The organism is Streptacidiphilus alkalitolerans (genome assembly GCF_042511045.1).
In the GTDB taxonomy this organism is placed as follows: domain Bacteria; phylum Actinomycetota; class Actinomycetes; order Streptomycetales; family Streptomycetaceae; genus Streptacidiphilus; species Streptacidiphilus alkalitolerans.
On the sequence record NZ_JBHEZX010000005.1, the window covers coordinates 543,041 to 562,870 of the forward strand.

The following is a 19,830-nucleotide window of genomic DNA, read 5'->3' on the forward strand; positions in this document are numbered from 1 at the left end:
ATACCTCGATGGTAGAGGCCAGTTCGGACAGGGTGACAGTCAGTTTCCGGATTTTCCGGGGTGGATGGGGCGTGGGTTGCCTCCGGCACATGCCTGTGGCGCTGTCCGGCACGGACTGTGACGCTCTGTCAGCACCGGGGTCAGTGGGACGGGACCGTCTGTTCGAGCGGCAGTCTGGCGATCAGCAGCCGGCCCTCGCCCTCCATGGTGACGCCGCCGTCCATGGCCACGGCGAGGTCGTCGGCGTAGACGTGCGGACCGGTGACCCGCTGCGCCGGGTGCCCGTCCTCGGCGGGCGTGTCGCCGAGCAGGTAGGGGATCGGGCTGTGGCCGTGCACCACCCGTTCCCCGCCGAAGGCGTCCAGCAGCTCGCGGGCGGACGCCGGCCCGGCGTCGCCGCGGAAGGCGAAGCGCTTGGTCAGCCGCCGGAAGCAGTCCCACCACTCGTCGCCGTCACCGCGGTTGAGTACCTCGTGGATGGCGTCGTTGACGGCGTCGACCGAGTCGCCGTACTCCAGGTAGGCGGTGGTGTCGGAGTGCAGCAGCAGGTGGTCGTCCTCGACCACCATGGCCGGGAGCCGGGTGAGCCAGGCGACGTGGTGGTCCTCCAGCCGCTCCATGTCGGTCGGCTGGCCGCCGTTGAGCCGCCAGGCGGCCAGGAAGGAGGCGGTGCCCGCGCTGGACTGGACCGCCTGGTCGCCGTAGCGGTCCGCGCCGAGCAGCAGCAGTTCGTGGTTGCCCATCAGCGCGCGGCAGTAGCCGCCGGCGGCGGCGGCCTCGGCGGCGAGCTGCATCACCAGGTCGATCACCCCGATCCCGTCCGGGCCGCGGTCGGTGAAGTCGCCGAGGAACCAGATCCGGGAGCGGCCGGCCGACCAGTGGCCCTCGGCGTCGATCAGGCCCTCGGCGTGCAGGCCGTCCAGGAGTTCCTGCAGGTAGCCGTGGATGTCGCCGACCACGTAGAGCGGCCCGCCGGGGTCGTCCCCGTCCTGGCCGAGCGGCTCGACCAGGGTGGCCGGGTGCCGCGGGTGGGCCTCGGCGGCGGCCGGCACCACCGGCACCAGTTCGATGGTCGGCGGGTCGTGCGGCACGGCGGCGTACCCGGGGGCGGGGGTGCGCTCGGGTGGCGTGAAGAAGTCGTACACCGTGGACCCGTCGCCCGGCTCGGCCGCCCGGTGCGGCTGCTCGGGCGCGCGGGGGCTTGGGTCCGGCAGGTCAGGCCGGGCGTACAAGGGTCCACCTGTCATTTGGCCATCATAGGAAGCTGGTCTTCGCGGCGTACGCACCTGGGGCGGATCAATCCGCACGATACGCGTGAGCCGGCGCGGCGGCGGTGCCTTTTCGGTAGGTTTTCCAGCTGTATCAACCGGTTTCCGGAAGCGGCCTCAGCCCTCGCCGGGAACCCGGGGAGCGCTCACCGTCGTGCGCGGCGAGCGCCGCTGGGAGGAGCGGCGGATGATCAGCTCGGTGGGCATCAGCTGCCCCTCCGGGATCTCGCCGTAGGCGGGCGGCGGGACATAGGCGGCCCGCCCCCCGGACAGGCCGGAGCCGCCGAGCCGGTGGCCGCCGCGCCCGGCGAAGGCGCCGACGCCCTCGATGGCGTCGATCAGCAGGTTGACCACGGTGGTGCCGATCCGCTGCGGCTTCAGCGACAGGGTGGTGATCGGCGGCTCGGTGCTGGCGTAGACGTCGCTCTCGCTGCAGCAGACCAGCAGCAGGTCCTCGGGGACCCGCAGGCCGTAGCGGCGGGCGGCGGCGAGCAGGTCGGTGCCGTTGGGGTCGAACAGCCCGTACACCGCGTCCGGGCGGTCGGGGCGGGCCAGCAGCCGGTCGGCGGCGACCGCGCCGGCGCAGGGGTCGTGCGCCGGGTAGGCCTCGTACAGCGGCTCCTGGCCGACCCGGCGGCACCAGCCGAGGTAGGCCTCGGTGCTGAGCCGGGTGTAGGTGTCGGTGCTGGTGCCGGTGAGCAGCCCGATCCGCCGGGCGCCCGCCTCGGCCAGGTGGTCCAGGATCTCCAGCACCGCGCTGGCGTGGTCGTTGTCGACCCAGGCGGTGACCGGGCAGTTGCCCGGCTTGCCGTCGCTGACCACGGGCAGGCCCTGCCGGTAGAGCTCGGCGACCATGGGGTCGTGGTCGGCCGGGTCGATCACCACGGTGCCGTCCAGGGCGACATTGCCCCAGACGTCGTGGCGCGAGGTGGCGGGCAGCACCACCAGGGCGTAGCCGCGGGTCAGCGCGGCCGAGGTGGCCGCCCTCGCCATCTCCGCGAAGTAGGCGAACTCGGTGAAGGTGAAGGGTTCCTGGCCGTAGGTGGTGACGGTCAGGCCGATCAGCCCGGACCGCCCGGTGCGCAGGGTGCGGGCGGCGGCGGACGGGCGGTAGCCCAGCCGTTCGGCGACCTCGCGGACCTTGCTGCGGGTCTCGTCCGGGAGTCGGCCCTTGCCGTTCAGGGCGTCCGAGACGGTGGTGATGGAGACGCCGGCCGCGGCTGCCACATCGCGGATCCCGGCTCGCTCCATCCGCCGGGTGTGGGTGGGTCCCCGGCCGCTCTGGTTGGCTGCTGCTGCTGTCATGTCGGAACGATCGTATGGCCCACTAGGGACAGTTGTGGGGGGTGTGCGATTGTTTGCCGCAGATACGATTCTCCATGAGCATTTGTGCTCTTTGCCCCTGCGCCCATGACCAATCGCTTGGCATTCCCTGCGTTTCCACTACCGGCCGGGGCTGCGGCAGACGAAGCGTCGTCCCGGTCGCAACCGGACATGTCACCCGCACGGGTGAGATATCACCGATCGGCTCGTATGGTGATCTCGACCCAGACGCAGGACCGGACGCGCGAAGGATGACCACGGTGAGCGAGACCCCAGTGCCGCAGCACGGCCCCCGACTGCGGGAGGCCCTCCGGGGCATCCCGACCTACAAGCCGGGCAAGCCGGCCGGGGGCGCCGACGGCGCGCCGGCGTTCAAGCTCTCGTCGAACGAGAACCCGTACCCGCCGCTGCCCGGCGTGCTGGAGACCGCCCTGGCCGCCGCCGGGACGCTGAACCGCTACCCGGACATGGGCTGCGCGGGCCTGGTCGCCGAGCTGGCCCAGCGCTACGGCGTCCCCGAGTCGCACCTCGCCACCGGCACCGGCTCGGTCGGCGTGGCCCAGTCGCTGGTCCACGCCACCGCGGGCCCCGGCGACGAGGTCGTCTACGGCTGGCGCTCGTTCGAGGCGTACCCGATCATCGTCCAGATCAGCGGCGCGACCGCGGTCCCGGTCCCGCTCACCGAGGGCGATGTGCACGACCTGGACGCGATGCTGGCGGCGGTGACCGAGCGGACCCGGCTCATCTTCGTCTGCAACCCCAACAACCCGACCGGCACCGTGGTCCGCCGCGCCGAGCTGGAGCGCTTCCTGGACGCGGTCCCCTCCGACGTGCTGGTGGTCCTGGACGAGGCCTACACCGAGTTCGTCCGCGACCCCGAGGTGCCGGACGGGGTGGAGCTCTACCGGGACCGCCCCAATGTCTGCGTGCTGCGCACCTTCTCCAAGGCCTACGGCCTGGCCGGGCTGCGGGTGGGCTTCGCCATCGCGCACGAGCCGGTCGCCAACGCGCTGCGGCAGACCGCGGTGCCGTTCGGCGTCAGCCAGCTCGCCCAGGACGCCGCCGTCGCCTCGCTCCGCTCCGAGCCGGCCCTGCTGGAGCGGGTGGCCGCGCTGGTCGCCGAGCGGGACCGGGTCGAGGCCGCGCTGGCCGCCCAGGGCTGGACCCTGCCGGCCTCCCAGGCCAACTTCGTCTGGCTGCGGCTGGGCGAGCGGACCACGGACTTCGCCGCGGCCTGCGCGGCGGCCGGGGTGATCGTCCGCCCGTTCGCGGGCGAGGGCGTCCGGGTGACCATCGGCGAGGTGGAGGCCAACGACCTCTTCCTGGGCGCGGCCGAGCTGTTCCGCAAGGGCCTCTGACCGGTCCGGCCGGTTAGCAAGGCACTGTCCAGGGCTTAGGGGGTTTCTGGGAGCGGCGGCCCGCTCCGGGGGCCGCCCCGGGAGCGTCGTCCCAGGAAGAGGGGCGTTCTGCCGGAAATCCCCGCTTCCTGGCGGCGTTCCGTTCCCGGTGAGTTCCCAGGAACCGGTCAGCTGATCGAAGGAATGCCCGGCCAGGCTCCCGGCCATGAAGGTGCTTCCACGACGGCGCAGAGCCGTTCTGCTCAACTCCCTGCTCGCCCTGGGGCTGCTCGCCGGCGCCGGGGCCGCCTACGCCTCGGTCGGCACCGGCAGCAGCACGGCGAAGGCCAGTACGACCACCACCACCGCGACCGTCGCCAGGGGCACCGTCCTGGCGACGGTCAGCGGCTCGGGGTCGCTGGTCTCCCCCTCCGACGCGGGCGACAGCTTCGTCACCGGCGGGACGGTGACCAAGGTCTACGTCAAGGCCGGCGACACCGTCACCAAGGGCGAGGTGCTGGCCAAGGTCGACCCGACCAGCGCCGAGGCCACCCTGGCCGAGGCGCAGGCCGCGCTGGCCACCGCCGACGCCCAGCTGACCGCGGCCGAGGACGGCACCAGCACCGGTTCGAGCAGCACGGCCACCGTCAGCGCCACCGCCGTGGCCTCGGCGCAGGCCCAGGTGAAGCAGGCGACCAGCACGGTCGCCAGCGCGCAGGCGGCCGTGGACGGCACGGTGCTGAAGGCCAGCGTCGCCGGGACCGTGGCCTCGGTCAGCAACAAGGTGGGCGACACCGTCTCCGGCACCACGTCCGGCGGCTCCGGCGGCTCGGGCGGGACGAGCAGCGGCAGTTCGACCACCACCAGCAGCTCCACCACCCCGACCGGCTTCGTGGTGATCACCAACCCGACCGGGATGCAGGTGACCGCGGACTTCTCCGAGACCGACGCGCTGAAGCTGAAGAAGGGCATGGGCGCCACGGTCACCCTGAGCGCGACCAGTGCCACCCTCAACGCCAAGGTGGTGTCCGTCAGTTCGCTTCCGGTGAGCAGCAGTTCCTCCGGCAGCTCGTCCACCGCGGTGCAGTACCAGGCGACGCTGGTGGTCACCAGCCCCACCAGCGCCCTGCGGACCGGCCTCTCGGCCACCGTCGCGGTGGCCACCGGCGAGGCGTCCGACGCGCTGTACCTGCCGACCGCGGCGGTGAACGGCACCGGGACCACCCGTACCGTCACCGTGCTCAACGCCGACGGCAGTACCAAGACCACATCGGTGACGGTCGGGGTCGAGGGCACCAGCGGCATCCAGATCCTGTCCGGACTGACGCTGGGCCAGAAGGTGCAGATCACCGTCGTCTCCCAGTCCGGCAGCGGCGGGTTCCCCGGCGGTGGCGGCGGCTTCAACCGCGGCGGCGGCGCTGGCGCCGGCGCGATCCCCGGCGGCGGCGCCGGTGGCGGAGGTGCCCGATGACGGCCCCGCGTCCGCCGATCATCGCGGTGCGCCGCCTGGTGAAGTCCTACGGCACGGGTGAGGCCGCGGTGCACGCGCTGCGCGGCCCGGTGGACCAGGAGGACCGCCCGCAGGGCGTGGACCTGACCATCCATGAGGGTGACTTCGTTGCCATCATGGGCAGTTCGGGTTCGGGCAAGTCGACGCTGATGAACATCCTCGGCTGCCTGGACGCGCCCACCTCCGGCCGCTACCTGCTGGACGGCCTGGACGTCGGACACCTCGACGAAGGCCAGCTCTCCCTGGTCCGGAACCGCAAGATCGGCTTCATCTTCCAGTCCTTCAACCTGGTCCCGCGCACCACCGCGCTGGCCCAGGTCGAACTGCCGCTCGCCTACGCCGGAGTGCGCAAGGCCGAGCGCCGTCGCCGGGCCATGGCGGCGCTGACCCTGGTCGGCCTGGCCGACCGCGCCGACCACCGCCCCAACGAGTTGTCCGGCGGCCAGCAGCAGCGCGTCGCCGTGGCCCGCGCCCTGGTGACCGCCCCGGCCATGCTGCTCGCCGACGAGCCCACCGGCAACCTCGACAGCCGCAGCACCGACGACGTCCTGGCCATCGTCGACCGCCTCAACGCCGCCGGCCGCACCGTCGTGGTGATCACCCACGAGGACGAGGTGGCCCGGCACGCCAAACGCGTGGTCCGCCTGGTCGACGGCCAGGTCTACTCCGACGTCCGCCAGGCGCCGCTGACCGGACTGCCCCCTGCCCTGCTCGACCCGGACTGGTTCGCCACCCACTCCCTGCACACCCAGAACGCCCGGAACATCACCACGGGGAGCCTGCGATGAACCCGCTCCAGACCCTGCGGTTCGCCTTCGCCGGGCTCGCCGCCAACAAGGTCAGATCGATGCTGACGATGCTGGGCGTGCTGATCGGCGTGGCCGCGGTGATCCTCCTGCTTGCCGTCGGCAACGGCTCCTCGGCCGCGGTCAAGGCGTCGATCTCCGCGCTCGGCACCGACGCGCTGACCGTCACCTCGGGCACCGGCAACAGCAGCACCTCCACCGCGACCAGCACCAAGCCGCTGACCGTCGCGGACGCCAAGGCGCTCGCGGACACCGCCAAGGCCCCCGACATCAAGGGCGTCGCCCCGGAGGTCACCACCTCGGGAACAGCGCTCTACCAAGGCGTCTCACACACCGTCAGCTCGATCGTCGGCACCTACACCGCCTACTTCGAGGCGTCCAACAGCAAGGTCGCCAAGGGCGACTACTTCAGCAACGACGACGTGCTGAACGACCGCAAGGTCGTGGTGATCGGGTCCACCACCGCCACCGACCTGTTCGGCACGATCAGCCCGATCGGCAAGCAGATCACCATCGGCAGCACCCCCTTCACCGTGGTCGGCGAGCTGGCCACCAAGGGCGGCAGCGGCTTCCAGGACCCGGACGACGTGATCGTCGCCCCGCTGACCACGGTGCAGAACGCCTTCACCGGCTTCGGCTCGCTGAGCCAGATCGTGGTCCAGGCCGCGTCCTCGTCGACGATCACCGCGGCGCAGAACGAGATCAGCACCATCCTGATGGGCCAGCACGGCATCACCAGCGCCAGCGCCGCCGACTTCCAGATCAGCAGCGCGACCTCGCTGCTCAGCACCCAGGCGTCCACCACCCAGACCTTCACAGTCCTGCTCGGCGCGGTGGCGGGCATCTCGCTCCTGGTCGGGGGGATCGGGATCACCAACATCATGCTGGTCACCGTCACCGAGCGGACCCGGGAGATCGGCATCCGCAAGGCCATCGGGGCGCCCAAGGGCGTCATCCTGGGCCAGTTCCTGGCCGAGGCCATCCTGCTGTCGATCATCGGCGCCGGGCTCGGGGTGCTGGTCGCGCTGTTCGGCGCGCACTTCACCATCGTCAGCATCAAACCGGTGATCATGCCGTCCTCGGTGTACGGGTCCTTCGGCATCTCGGTCGCCATCGGCCTGTTCTTCGGCAGCTACCCGGCCAACCGCGCGGCGAGCCTGCGCCCGATCGAGGCGCTGCGCCATGAGTGACTCCCGCCTCCCCGAACGACCGCAGACCCCCGAAAGGACGATCGACATGGCTGGACGCCACAGCGAAGCGGCGACAACAGAGCTGGTCAAGGCAGGCAATCCGCAGCTGCCCGACGTCTACGGACCCGGCCCCGAGGAGATCCTGGCCGAGGCCCCGGACGCCCGCGACATCGCCGCCGAACTGGCCGCCCCGCCCCGCCGCAAGCTGCCCTGGCTGCGGCTGCTGCTGGTGGCCGGCATGGTCGCCGGGGCGGCCTTCGCCGGCGGCGCGTACTACCAGAAGAACAACGGGACCAGCAGCGCGGGCGGCCTGCCGACCGGGACCCGCCCCAGCGGCTTCGCCGGCTTCGGCGGCGCGGGCGGTACCGGCGGGGCGGCGACCGGCGACTCGACCTCGGGCACGGTGAAGCTGGTCGACGGCGACACCCTCTACCTGACCACCAGTTCGGGCAGCGTGGTGAAGGTGACCACCAAGGGCACCACCAAGATCACCACGGCCAAGACCGGTACCACCGCCGACCTGCTGCCGGGCCAGACCGTCACGGTCGAGGGCAGCACCGACAGCTCCGGAAACGTCGCCGCCACCACGGTCACCCAGGGAGGCTGAGCGATGGCCGCGGTGGCGGGGACGGGCAGGGAGGCCGATTCAGGCAGTCGGCGTGGGCGCCGGAGTGGCGCCCGGGGTGGGCAGCAGCGCCTTGCAGACCTTGTAGGCGGCGGCGGTCTTCGGGTCGGCGGTGTTCAGCGACCGCAGGCCGCCGTTCGCTGGGAGGGTCACCCCGTGGTCCTTCATGCAGCTGGTGAAGGCCGCCAGCGCGGTGTTGCCGGCACCGCCACCGCCGCGTCCGCCGAAGCCGCCCTGCGGGGCCAGCGAGGCGCAGGCCTTCAGCGCGGCCTGCGCGCTGGGGTTGGCCGAGGCCCCGCCGAAGCCGCCGAACCCGCCGCCGCCGTAACCGCCGCTGGGACGGTTGCTCGGGTGGAAGCTGGGGTTGCGGCTGAACCCGCCACTGGGCCGACCGCTCCGATTGCCGCCGAAGCCGCCCGGGCGGCCGGTGGGCATGGTGACACCGTGCTTGGCCAGGCAGTCCCGGTACGCGCTGAACTGCGCGCTGCCGGAACCGGACGCGGACGGCTGGGCCGTCGCGGTCTTGGCGGACGAGGAGGAGCAGCCCGACAGCAGTAGCGCGCCGAGGCTGACTATCCCGGCGGCGGCGAGGGCACGAGGGTGGAGGCGGGTCATAAAGCCAGACCTCACCGCACCGGGGTGCGTATCGGCTGTACGAAGTCTGGCAATTCCCTGGGAGCCGAACCGGACAGCACCCCCCCCGATCACCCGCGGGCGACCCTTGTGCCCCACTATGTCAGGCAATCGTTGATCGCACCGGTGTGACCGTACCCAGCGAACTCCCAGATGGCTCCCAGAGCTTCGCATGAAGTCCAAGCCAGTCTGTGCGCCATGAAGGTGCTCCCACGACGGCGCAGGGCCGTCCTGTTGAACTCCGTACTCGGCCTGCTGCTGGTCACCGGCGCGGGAGCCGCGTACGCGTCCGTGAACAGCAGCAGTAGCAGCAGCTCCAAGTCCACCACCCGGACGGCGACTGTCGAGCGCGGCACGGTGCTGGCCACGGTCTCCGGCTCGGGGTCGCTGACCTCGCCGACCGACGCAGGCGTCAGTTTCACCACCGGCGGGACGCTCACCGAGGTGGATGTCACCGCAGGCCAGAAGGTGTCCGCGGGCCAGGTGCTGGCCAAGGTCGACCCGACCTCGGCGAACGAGACGCTGACCTCGGCCGAGGCCTCGCTCACCTCCGCGCAGGCGAACCTGACCGCCGTGGAGGAGGGCGACAGCTCCAACAGCAACAACAACAGCGGCGGCGGCGGCAGCAACGCCGGCGGGACCAGCGGCAGCAACCTCAGCGACAGCCGCAGCACCGCCCCCGCGGCCACCAGCACGCCCAAGCCCACCGGCAGGCCGACCGCGACCGCCACGACCACCCCGACCGCCACCGCGACGGCCTCCGCCAGCCACAAGGCCCAGGTCCAGGACGCCGGCTTCGTCCAGGCGGCGACCCCGTCCCCGACGGTGAACCCGGCCCAGCTGGCCTCGGCCGAGCAGCAGGTCACCTCGGCGCAGAACGCCGTCGACGCCGCGAAGCGCGCGGTGGCCGGCACCGTGCTCAAGGCCCCGGTGGCCGGCACGGTCGCCTCGGTGGCCGGCAAGGTCGGCCAGACCGTCTCCGGCAGCAGCAGCTCCGGCAGCGGCGGCGGCTCGTCCAGCAGCTCCAGCTCCAGCAGCAGCACCGCCCTCAGCGGCTTCGTGGTGATCACCAACCCGACCGGGATGGAGGTCTCCGCCGACTTCTCCGAGGCCGACGCGCTGAAGCTGAAGGCCGGCCAGGCGGCGACGGTCACCCTGAACGCGCAGAGCAGCACCGTGCTCAACGCCAAGCTGCTGTCCATCAGTTCACTGCCCGTCAGCAGCTCCAGCGGCAGCGGCGGCGGCGGTGGCTCGTCCAGCAGCGCGGTGCAGTACGCGGCGCTGCTGGCGATCACCAGCGACACCTCCGCCCTGCGCACCGGGCTCAGCGCCAGCGTGCAGGTGGTGACCGGGTCGGCGACCAACGCGCTGTTCGTACCGACCGCCGCGGTCACCGGGACCGGCGCCAACAGCTCGGTCACCCTGGTCCTCCCGGACGGGACGACCAAGCGGCAGACGGTAACCGTGGGCATCCAGGGAGACACCGACGTCCAGCTCACCGACGGGGTGACCCAGGGCCAGACGGTGCAGCTGACGGTCGTGGCCAGCTCCGGTTCCGGCGGTTTCCCGGCCGGCGGCTTCCCCGGCGGTGCGGGCCGTGCCCGCACCGGCGCGGGCGGCTTCGGCGGCGGCGGCTTCGGTGGCGGTCGCGGATGAGGCTGCGCCGGCGGGAGGTGCCGCCACTCGTCCAGCAGGCCCCGCCGGAACCGTCCCGGCCACGCGGCCCGGTCCCGATCCTGGCGGTACGCCGCCTGGTCAAGACCTACGGCCAGGGCGACGCGGCCGTGCACGCGCTCAGCGGCCCCCGTGACGCCGAGGGCCGCGAGCTGGGTATCGACCTGACCATCCACCAGGGTGACTTCGTTGCCATCATGGGCAGTTCGGGTTCCGGCAAGTCGACCCTGATGAACATCCTCGGCTGCCTGGACGCCCCCACCTCGGGCCGCTACCTGCTCGACGGCATCGACGTCGGACACCTGGACGAAGGCCAGCTCTCCCTGGTCCGGAACCGCAAGATCGGCTTCATCTTCCAGTCCTTCAACCTGGTCCCGCGCACCACCGCGCTGGCCCAGGTCGAACTCCCGCTCGCCTACGCCGGGGTGAAGGCGGCCGAACGCCGCCGCCGGGCCATGGCCGCGCTCACCCTGGTCGGCCTGGCCGACCGCGCCGACCACCGCCCCAACGAACTCTCCGGCGGCCAACAACAGCGCGTCGCCGTGGCCCGCGCCCTGGTCACCGCCCCGGCCATGCTGCTCGCCGACGAACCCACCGGCAACCTCGACAGCCGCAGCACCGACGACGTCCTCGCCATCGTCGACCGCCTCAACGCCGCCGGCCGCACCATTGTGGTGATCACCCACGAGGACGAAGTGGCCCGGCACGCCAAACGCGTCGTGCGCCTGGTGGACGGCCAGGTCTACTCCGACGTCCGCCAAGCACCCCTCACCGGACTGCCGCCCGCCATGCTCGACCCGGACGACTTCGCCGCGCACTCGCTGCACACCCAGAACGCGCAGAACATCACCACCGGGGGCCTGCGATGAACCCGTTCCAGACGCTGCGGTTCGCCTTCGGCGGCCTGGCCGCCAACAAGGTCCGCTCCGGCCTCACCATGCTGGGCATCCTGATCGGTGTGGCCGCGGTGATCCTGCTGCTCGCCGTCGGCAACGGCTCCTCGCAGGCGGTGAAGAACTCCATCGAGGCGCTGGGCACCAACTCGCTCACCATCACCTCCGGCGCGGGCTCGGCCAACTCCACCGCGACCAGCACCAAGCCGCTGACCGTCGCGGACGCCAAGGCGCTCGCCGACACCGGCCAGGCCCCCGACATCAAGGGCGTCGCCCCCGAGGTCACCACCTCCGGCACCGCGATCTACCAGGGCACCTCGCACACCGTGAACTCGGTGGTCGGCACCTACCCGGCCTACTTCGAGGCGTCCAACAGCAAGGTGGCCAAGGGCGACTACTTCAGCAACGACGACGTGCTCAACTCCCGCAAGGTCGCCGTGATCGGCTCCACCACCGCGACCGACCTGTTCGGCACCACGGACCCGATCGGCAAGCAGATCACCATCGGCGGGACCCCGTTCACCGTGGTCGGCGAGCTGGCCACCAAGGGCGGCACCGGCTTCCAGGACCCGGACGACGTGGTGGTCGCCCCGCTGCCGACGGTCCAGAACGCCTTCACCGGCTTCGGCTCGGTCAGCCAGATCCTGGTCGAGGCGGTCTCCGCCGACGCCACCACCAACGCCCAGAACGAGATCACCACGATCCTGATGGGCCAGCACGGCATCAGCAGCCCGACCGCCGTGGACTTCCGGGTCAGCAGCCAGACCTCGCTGCTGACCACCCAGAGCTCCACCACCCAGACCTTCACCGTCCTCCTGGGCGCCGTCGCCGCCATCTCCCTCCTGGTCGGCGGGATCGGCATCACCAACATCATGCTGGTCACCGTCACCGAGCGGACCCGGGAGATCGGCATCCGCAAGGCCATCGGGGCGCCCAAGGGCGTCATCCTGGGCCAGTTCCTGGCCGAGTCCACCCTGCTCTCCCTGGTCGGCGGCGGCCTCGGGGTCGCCGCCGCGCTGATCGGCGCGCACTTCACCATCGTCGGCATCAAACCCGTGGTGATCCCGGAGTCGGTGTACGGGGCCTTCGGCATCGCCGTCGCCATCGGCCTGTTCTTCGGCAGCTACCCGGCCAGCCGCGCCGCCAGCCTGCGCCCGATCGAGGCACTCCGCCATGAGTGACCGTCAACTCCCGGAAAGGACAACACCCATGGCCGGACGCCACACCGACCTGGTCAAGACCGACTCCTTCGTCCCCGGTCTGCGCGAGGAGCCGGCCCAGGAGCTGGACCTGCTCGACAGCGAGGAGCTCACCCCCGAGGAGATCCTCGCCGAGGCCCCGGACGCCCGCGACATCGCCGCCGAACTGGCCGCGCCGCCGCGCCGCAAGCTGCCCTGGCTCACCCTGGGGCTGGCCGGCGGCCTGATCGCCGCGCTGGCCTTCGCCGGCGGCGCCCTGGTCGAGAAGAACAACCAGAAGAGCGGCGGCGGCAACAACGCCGCCGCGGCCTTCGCCGGCTTCAACCGCGGCGGCGCCGCGGCAGGCCGCACCGGCGGCACCGGAGCAGCCGGTGGGACAGCCGGTGGGGGAGGAGCCGCAGGCGGCGGGGCCACCACCGGAACCGTCAAACTGGTCGACGGCAGCACCGTCTACCTCACCGACAGCTCCGGCAATGTGGTCAAGGTCACCACCGGCAAGTCCACCAAGGTGAGCGTCACCAAGGACGGCAAGCTGGCCGACCTGCAGCCGGGCCAGTCGGTCACCGTCCGCGGCACCACCGACAGCTCCGGCAACCTGGCCGCGACCACCGTCACCGAGGGCGCCAGCCCGTTCGGTGCGGGCGGCTTCGGGGGTTTCGGGGGCTGACGCTCCTCACGCCGCGGCTCCTCACAAGCTCCTCATAGAAGCACCGTATGGTGCCTTTCACCCTCCGCCTCCCTCCCATCAGGGGCCCTCATGGACAGCACCGAAGCCAGCCTCCTGGTCGTCGACGACGAGCCGAACATCCGTGAGCTGCTCTCGGCCTCGCTCCGCTTCGCGGGCTTCGCCGTCTCCTCCGCCGCCTCCGGCGCCGAGGCGGTCGCCTCCGTGGCCAGGCACCGTCCCGACCTGGTGCTGCTCGACGTGATGCTGCCCGACATGGACGGCTTCGCCGTGGTCCGCCGCCTCCGGGACGAGCAGCCCGGCAGCCCGGCCGGGCGCGGCGGGGAACGGGACCGGATCCCGGTGATCTTCCTCACCGCCAAGGACGGGGTGGACGACAAGATCAGCGGGCTGACCGCGGGCGGCGACGACTACGTCACCAAGCCGTTCAGCCTCGAGGAGCTGATCGCCAGGATCCGGGCGATCCTCCGCCGCACCGGCGGCCCCGCCGACGCGGGACGCCTGGTCGTGGCCGACCTCGAACTCGACCCGGTCGGCCACCAGGTGGTCCGCGCGGGCTGCCAGGTCTCGCTCTCGCCGACCGAGTTCAAGCTGCTCGAGTACCTGATGAGCAACACCGGCCGGGTAGTGTCCAAGATGCAGATCCTGGACCACGTCTGGGCCTACGACTTCGGCGGCGACCTCAGTATCGTCGAGTCCTACATCTCCTACCTGCGGCGCAAGGTCGACTCGGGGGCCGAAGGCAGCCCCAAGCTGATCCACACCGTCCGAGGAATCGGCTATGTCCTTCGTCGCCCGCCTGCGTAGCGGCCTGTCGCTCCGCGGCCGGCTGCTGGTCCTCGCCGTCGCCCTGGTCGCCCTGGGGCTCGCGGTCAGCGACGTGCTGGTCCTCGGCACGGTCAAGGTCCAACTCGTCCAGCGGGTGGACGACCAGCTGACCCGCTTCGCCAAGCCGATGAACGACCAGCGCTTGCCCTACGGCGCGCTGCACGCCCCCCGCCCCGGCGACCAGGCGCTGCCCAGCCGCTACGTGGTCACCTTCCGGCTGGCCGACGGCAGCTACGGCAACCTGGTGCGCCAGCCGGTGACCAACAACGACCCCCGCCCGGCCCTGCCCACCCTGGACGACGCCCAGCTCGCCGCGCACCTCGGCAAGCCCTTCACCGTCCCCAGCGACCACGGCGGCAGCGACTGGCGGGTGCTGATCCTGGCCACCGACGACCCGACGGTGACCGATGTGGTGGTCGCCTCCTCGCTGGAGGACACCGACGCCACCGTCGCCAAGCTCAACCACGGCTTCCTCGCCATCGGCGGCATCGTCCTGCTGCTGCTCGCGCTCGCGGGCTGGTTCGCGGTCCGCACCGGGCTCAAGCCGCTGCGCCGGATCGAGACCACCGCCACCGAGATCGCCGCGGGCCACCCGCTCTCGCACCGGATGCCCGAGGGCTCCCAGCACACCGAGGTCGGCCGCCTCGCCGCCTCGCTCAACTCGATGCTGGCCCAGATCGAATCGGCCTTCGCCGCCCGCGCCGCCTCCGAGGACCGGATGCGCCGCTTCGTCGCCGACGCCAGCCACGAACTCCGCACCCCGCTCGCGGGCATCCGCGGCTTCGCCGAGCTCTACCGGATGGGGGCGCTCAGCGAAGAGGCCGACATCAAGCGCACCATGGGCCGGATCGAGAGCGAGGCCATCCGGATGGGCGGCCTGGTCGAGGACCTGCTCACGCTCGCCCGCCTGGACGAGCAGCGCCCGCTCGAACTCGCCCCGATGGACCTGCGCACCCTCGCCGCCGACGCCCTGCACGACACCACCGCCCTCGACCCCACCCGCCCGGTCGCCCTCACCGGCCCCGGCGGCGACACCGCCCCCACCGCCGCCCTGGTCCTCGGCGACGAGGCCAGGCTGCGCCAGGTGGTCACCAACCTCGTGGGAAACGCCGTCAAGCACACCCCGCCCGGCACCCCGGTCCGGATCGGCGTCGGCACCGTCGACGGCCAGGGCGTGATCGAGGTCGCCGACCACGGCCCCGGCCTCACCCCGGACCAGGCCGCCCGGGTCTTCGAGCGCTTCTACCGCGTGGACGTCTCCCGCAGCCGCCAGGACGGCGGCGGCGCGGGCCTCGGCCTGGCCATCGTCTCGGCCCTGACCACGGCCCACCACGGCGAGGTCGACCTGCTCACCACCCCCGGCGCGGGTGCCGTCTTCCGGGTGCGAATTCCCGCCGCCCGCTGAGACACACCCCCCGCCTCAACCTCCGCGAACCCCTGAGCGATAATACTTTGTGAATGTGTTCACGTTCACAAAGGAGGCTTAGACGTGGAGCTTGCCCTGGCCCACGAGACGATGGCGCGTTGGCAGTTCGGCATCACCACCGTCTACCACTTCCTCTTCGTCCCCCTCACCATCAGCCTCTCCGCGCTCACCGCAGGACTGCAGACCGCCTGGGTCCGCACCGGCAAGGCCAGGTACTTCAAGGCCACCAAGTTCTGGGGCAAGCTCTTCCTGATCAACATCGCCATGGGCGTGGTCACCGGCATCGTCCAGGAGTTCCAGTTCGGCATGAACTGGTCCGCCTACTCCAAGTTCGTCGGTGACATCTTCGGCGCACCGCTCGCCATGGAAGCCCTGATCGCCTTCTTCTTCGAGTCCACCTTCATCGGACTCTGGATCTTCGGCTGGGAACGGCTCCCCAAGAAGATCCACCTCGCCTGCATCTGGATGGTCTCGCTCGGCACCGTCCTCTCCGCGTACTTCATCCTCGCCGCCAACTCCTGGATGCAGCACCCGGTCGGCTACCGGATCGGCGCCAACGGCAGGGCCCAACTCACCGACATCGGCCGGATCCTGTTCCAGAACACCACCCTCGCCGTGGTCTTCCACACGCTCACCGCGGCGTTCCTCACCGGCGGCGCGTTCATGGTCGGCATCGCCGCGTACCAGCTGCGCCGGCAGACCCGGCTCCACGAGACCAACACCGACAAGATCGGCGCGATGCGGACCTCGCTGCGCCTCGGCCTCGTCGTCACCGTCGTCTTCGGCCTCGGCACCGCGATCAGCGGCGACACCCTCGGCAAGGTGATGTTCCAGCAGCAGCCCATGAAGATGGCCGCCGCGGAAGCCCTCTGGGACACCGCCAAGCCCGCCCCCTTCTCGATCTTCGCCTACGGCAACGTCTCCGAGGGCCGCAACACCATAGAGATCTCCATCCCCGGCCTGCTCTCCTTCCTCGCCACCGGCAACTTCCACGACGCCGTCCCCGGCATCAACAACGTCCAGGCCGCCGAAAAGGCCAAGTACGGCGACCTCGCCCCCAGCTACGAGCCCAACATCCCCACCGCGTTCTGGGGCTTCCGCTGGATGATCGGCTTCGGGATGACCTCCTTCGTCATCGGCATCGCCGGCCTCTGGCTCACCCGCAAACGCCTCTGGCTCGCCCCCGAGTACCGCCGCACCGGCGAGGAACCACCGCTCCTGATGCTCACCCGCAAGCGGGAACTCGGCCCCTTCCTCAGCACGTGGGCCTGGCGCGGCGCGATCCTCACCATGGGCTTCCCGCTCATCGCCAACTCCTGGGGCTGGATCTTCACCGAGATGGGCCGTCAACCCTGGGCCGTCTACGGCCTGATGACCACCGCCGACGCCGTCTCCCCCACCGTCTCCATCGGCGAACAGCTCACCTCCCTCATCGTCTTCACCCTCCTCTACGCACTCCTCGCGGTCATCGAGATCCGCCTCCTCGTCACCTACGCCAAAGCCGGCCCCACCGACGAGGAACCCCCGACCACCGACCCCACCCTCCGCGGCCCGTCCGGCGACGCCGACAAGCCCCTCGCCTTCGCGTACTGAGGAGACCCCATGCACCTGCACGACGTCTGGTTCATCCTGATCGCCGTCCTCTGGATCGGCTACTTCTTCCTCGAGGGCTTCGACTTCGGCGTCGGCGTCCTCACCAAGGCCCTCGCCCGCGACGAGCGCGAGCGCCGCGTCCTGATCAACACCATCGGCCCGGTCTGGGACGGCAACGAGGTCTGGCTGCTCACCGCGGGCGGCGCGACGTTCGCGGCGTTTCCGGCGTGGTACGCGACGCTCTTCAGCGGGTTCTACCTTCCGCTGCTGATCATCCTGGTCTGCCTGATCGTCCGCGGCGTCGCCTTCGAATACCGCGCGAAGCGTTCCGACGAACGGTGGAAGCGGAACTGGGAGCACGCCATCTTCTGGACCTCCCTCGTCCCGGCCTTCCTCTGGGGTGTGGCCTTCGCCAACATCGTCCACGGCGTGAAGATCAACGCCGCCGGCGACTACGCGGGCACCTTCTTCGACCTGCTCCACCCGTACGCCCTCCTGGGCGGGGTCGTCACGCTCAGCCTCTTCACGTTCCACGGCGCGGTGTTCGTCTCACTCAAGACCCTGGGCGACATCCGCGAGCGCGGGCGGGCGCTGGCCCGGTGGCTCGGCCTGTTCACGGCGGTGGTCGCCCTGGCCTTCCTGATCTGGACCCAGGCGGACGGGGGCGACGGGTGGTCGTTGGGGGCCCTGGTGGTTGCGGTCCTCGCGCTGGTCGCTGCACTGGGCTTCAACCAGCTGGGGCGCGAGGGTTGGGCGTTCGTCTGCTCCGGCGCGACGATCGTCGCGGCGGTGGCGATGCTCTTCCTCTCGCTCTACCCGGACGTCATGCCCTCCTCGCTCAACCCGGCCTGGTCCCTGACGGTCACCAACGCCTCCTCCTCCGCGTACACCCTGAAGGTGATGACCTGGGTTGCGGGCGTGATGACGCCCCTCGTGCTCTGTTATCAGGGCTGGACCTATTGGGTCTTCCGCAAGCGGATCGGTGTCCGCAACATTCCTGTTTGACGGGGGTTCAGCTTTGCCTGCGGCGCGGGTGGGTGCGCGGGGGCGGGGGTGGGAAAAAGCGAGGTCGAGTTCGCCGTAGTTCCAGTGGAGGGTGAAGGTCATGAAGCCGGTTGATCCAAGGCTGTTGCGTTATGCGGGAGCCACGAAGGGTTTTTTGCTGGCATCCGTTGTTCTGGGGACGCTGGGCGCCGGCCTGGTCATCGCGCAGGCGATGTTCGTGGCCGAGGTGGTTGTCGGCTCGTTCCAGCGGCATGAGTCGGTCACAACAGCGTTGGTGCTGTTGGCCGGGGTCAGCCTTTTGCGGGGGCTGGTTGCGTGGGGGACCGAGGTCGCTGCGCATCGCGCTTCCGCGCGGGTGAAATCGCAACTGCGGGAGCAACTGCTGGAGCGGGCAACGGCTTTGGGTCCCTCTTGGCTGGCTGGCCAGCGCAGCGGTGAGCTGGTGACCTTGGCCACAAGGGGTGTTGACGCCCTGGATGACTACTTCGCCCGGTACCTACCGCAGTTGGCTCTCGCCGTGGTCGTGCCTGTCGCTGTTATTGCACGGATCCTCTTTGCCGACTGGCTCTCCGCGCTGATCATTGTGCTCACCCTGCCGTTGATCCCCGTGTTCATGGTCCTCATCGGGCTTGCCACGCAGAGTTCGATGGACCGTCAGTGGCGCACGCTGGGCCGGCTCTCGCACCATTTCCTGGACGTCGTTGCCGGCCTCCCCACGCTGAAGGTCTTCGGCCGGGCAAAAGCGCAGGCGGAGGCCATTAGGAAGACCACCGACGAGTACCGCAGGGCGACCATGCGTACCCTGCGGCTGGCATTCATTTCGTCGTTCGCGCTGGAGCTCCTGGCGACCATCTCCGTTGCGCTGGTTGCCGTGGGCATCGGCATGCGTCTGGTGGACGGAAGCCTGGACCTCTATACCGGCCTGGTGGTCCTGGTTCTGGCCCCAGAGGCATATCTGCCGATCCGTCAGGTGGGCACCCACTATCACGCCAGTGTCGAAGGTCTCGCCGCAGCCGAGCAGATCTTCGCCGTCCTGGAAACTCCCCCAACCAATACCGGAATTGCTCCCGCGCCCGCTGTCCCAGAGATCGTGATCGACGACCTGACGGTAAAGCACGCACCCGGACTCGAGCACTTCTCGCTGACCATCACCCCAGGCGAGATTCTGGCCATCACCGGGGTATCGGGTATCGGCAAGACCACCCTGCTCTCCACGCTGCTCGGCTTCACGCCGAGCTCAGCCGTCCGGATCAACAACCAGCCCCTCTCGGAGCTGGATCCGGCCTCCTGGCACTCCCGCATCGCCTGGGTGCCGCAGCACCCCCACCTGTTCGCCGGGACGATCGCCGACAACGTCCGCCTCGCCCGCCCGGAGGCAACTGACCAGGAGCTCCGCGAAGCTCTCCAGGCCGCCCACGCCTGGGAGTTCGTCAGCAAACTCCCCCTCACCACGGACACTCCTCTGGGCGAGAACGGTGGTGGACTCTCCGCAGGCCAGCGCCAGCGCCTCGCCCTGGCCCGGGCCTTCCTCGCCGACCGCCCGCTCGTCCTCCTGGACGAACCCACCGCGAACCTGGACGGGGCCGCGGAAGCGGCAGTCGTGGACGCGATCCGCACCCTCGCGCACAACCGCACGGTCATTCTGACCGCGCACCGACCCGCGCTTCTCGCCCTGGCGACCCGTCAACTGACTTTGTCCACTACGGCGAACTCGACCTCGCTTTTTCCCACCCCCGCACGGGAGGGGGTGGGACGGGGCGGGGTGGTCGCGGCAGGGGCCGTCAAAGCGAGAAACGGGTGCGAGCGGCGTAATAAAGGCACCTCGACTCTTGGCA

General features: G+C 70.8%; 17 protein-coding genes. 14 read left to right on the plus strand and 3 right to left on the minus strand.

Annotation, left to right across the window (positions count from 1 at the left end; translation table 11 throughout):
* Positions 1–140: 140 nt before the first annotated feature.
* Both ACEZDG_RS14980 and ACEZDG_RS14985 read right to left on the minus strand, forming a co-directional pair.
* Positions 141–1,247, minus strand: coding sequence for a metallophosphoesterase (locus tag ACEZDG_RS14980; RefSeq protein WP_380508444.1), 1,107 nt, complete (start codon positions 1,245–1,247; stop codon positions 141–143).
* 138 nt (positions 1,248–1,385) lie between these two features.
* The gene (locus ACEZDG_RS14985; RefSeq protein WP_380508447.1) at positions 1,386–2,573 is read right to left on the minus strand and encodes a LacI family DNA-binding transcriptional regulator; all 1,188 of its coding nucleotides are present in this window, start codon (positions 2,571–2,573) and stop codon (positions 1,386–1,388) included.
* A gap of 269 nt (positions 2,574–2,842) precedes the next feature.
* Here ACEZDG_RS14985 and hisC point away from each other — a divergent pair, with 269 nt between their 5' ends.
* From hisC to ACEZDG_RS15010, 5 genes are all read left to right on the plus strand, one after another.
* Complete coding sequence (hisC, locus tag ACEZDG_RS14990) at positions 2,843–3,949, plus strand: histidinol-phosphate transaminase (RefSeq protein WP_380508450.1); 1,107 nt, start codon at positions 2,843–2,845, stop codon at positions 3,947–3,949.
* Between the two features lie 205 nt (positions 3,950–4,154).
* Positions 4,155–5,399: an efflux RND transporter periplasmic adaptor subunit gene (locus ACEZDG_RS14995; RefSeq protein ID WP_380508453.1), complete on the plus strand. Its 1,245-nt coding sequence runs from the start codon at positions 4,155–4,157 to the stop codon at positions 5,397–5,399.
* Positions 5,396–6,226, plus strand: coding sequence for an ABC transporter ATP-binding protein (locus ACEZDG_RS15000; protein ID WP_380508456.1), 831 nt, complete (start codon positions 5,396–5,398; stop codon positions 6,224–6,226). Before ACEZDG_RS14995 ends, ACEZDG_RS15000 begins: the two co-directional genes overlap by 4 nt.
* Entirely contained in the window at positions 6,223–7,434 is a 1,212-nt protein-coding gene (locus ACEZDG_RS15005; RefSeq protein WP_380508459.1) for an ABC transporter permease, read from the plus strand. The genes ACEZDG_RS15000 and ACEZDG_RS15005 overlap by 4 nt, the downstream gene beginning before the upstream one ends.
* Positions 7,435–7,480: 46 nt before the next feature.
* Positions 7,481–8,041 carry a hypothetical protein gene (locus ACEZDG_RS15010; RefSeq protein WP_380508462.1) on the plus strand — a complete coding sequence of 187 codons (561 nt, stop codon included), beginning with the start codon at positions 7,481–7,483 and terminating at the stop codon, positions 8,039–8,041.
* Between the two features lie 39 nt (positions 8,042–8,080).
* On the opposite strand, the gene ACEZDG_RS15015 is transcribed toward ACEZDG_RS15010, so the two are convergent.
* Positions 8,081–8,674: a hypothetical protein gene (locus tag ACEZDG_RS15015; protein ID WP_380508465.1), complete on the minus strand. Its 594-nt coding sequence runs from the start codon at positions 8,672–8,674 to the stop codon at positions 8,081–8,083.
* A gap of 216 nt (positions 8,675–8,890) precedes the next feature.
* Here ACEZDG_RS15015 and ACEZDG_RS15020 point away from each other — a divergent pair, with 216 nt between their 5' ends.
* From ACEZDG_RS15020 to cydD, 9 genes are all read left to right on the plus strand, one after another.
* Positions 8,891–10,348: an efflux RND transporter periplasmic adaptor subunit gene (locus ACEZDG_RS15020; protein ID WP_380508468.1), complete on the plus strand. Its 1,458-nt coding sequence runs from the start codon at positions 8,891–8,893 to the stop codon at positions 10,346–10,348.
* On the plus strand, positions 10,345–11,235 hold the full coding sequence (locus ACEZDG_RS15025) for an ABC transporter ATP-binding protein (RefSeq protein WP_380508471.1): 891 nt from the start codon (positions 10,345–10,347) through the stop codon (positions 11,233–11,235). Before ACEZDG_RS15020 ends, ACEZDG_RS15025 begins: the two co-directional genes overlap by 4 nt.
* Positions 11,232–12,440 carry an ABC transporter permease gene (locus tag ACEZDG_RS15030; protein ID WP_380508474.1) on the plus strand — a complete coding sequence of 403 codons (1,209 nt, stop codon included), beginning with the start codon at positions 11,232–11,234 and terminating at the stop codon, positions 12,438–12,440. Before ACEZDG_RS15025 ends, ACEZDG_RS15030 begins: the two co-directional genes overlap by 4 nt.
* A gap of 28 nt (positions 12,441–12,468) precedes the next feature.
* Entirely contained in the window at positions 12,469–13,125 is a 657-nt protein-coding gene (locus tag ACEZDG_RS15035) for a hypothetical protein (RefSeq protein WP_380508477.1), read from the plus strand.
* A gap of 90 nt (positions 13,126–13,215) precedes the next feature.
* The gene (locus ACEZDG_RS15040; RefSeq protein WP_380508480.1) at positions 13,216–13,950 is read left to right on the plus strand and encodes a response regulator transcription factor; all 735 of its coding nucleotides are present in this window, start codon (positions 13,216–13,218) and stop codon (positions 13,948–13,950) included.
* Positions 13,925–15,376, plus strand: a complete 1,452-nt coding sequence (locus ACEZDG_RS15045; RefSeq protein WP_380508483.1) for a sensor histidine kinase — start codon at positions 13,925–13,927, stop codon at positions 15,374–15,376. The genes ACEZDG_RS15040 and ACEZDG_RS15045 overlap by 26 nt, the downstream gene beginning before the upstream one ends.
* Positions 15,377–15,460: 84 nt before the next feature.
* Positions 15,461–16,990, plus strand: a complete 1,530-nt coding sequence (locus ACEZDG_RS15050) for a cytochrome ubiquinol oxidase subunit I (RefSeq protein ID WP_380508486.1) — start codon at positions 15,461–15,463, stop codon at positions 16,988–16,990.
* A gap of 9 nt (positions 16,991–16,999) precedes the next feature.
* Positions 17,000–17,995, plus strand: coding sequence for a cytochrome d ubiquinol oxidase subunit II (gene cydB / locus ACEZDG_RS15055; RefSeq protein WP_380508489.1), 996 nt, complete (start codon positions 17,000–17,002; stop codon positions 17,993–17,995).
* A 100-nt stretch (positions 17,996–18,095) separates the two neighbouring features.
* On the plus strand, positions 18,096–19,830 hold a 1,735-nt coding region (gene cydD, locus ACEZDG_RS15060), incomplete at its 3' end, for a thiol reductant ABC exporter subunit CydD (RefSeq protein ID WP_380508491.1).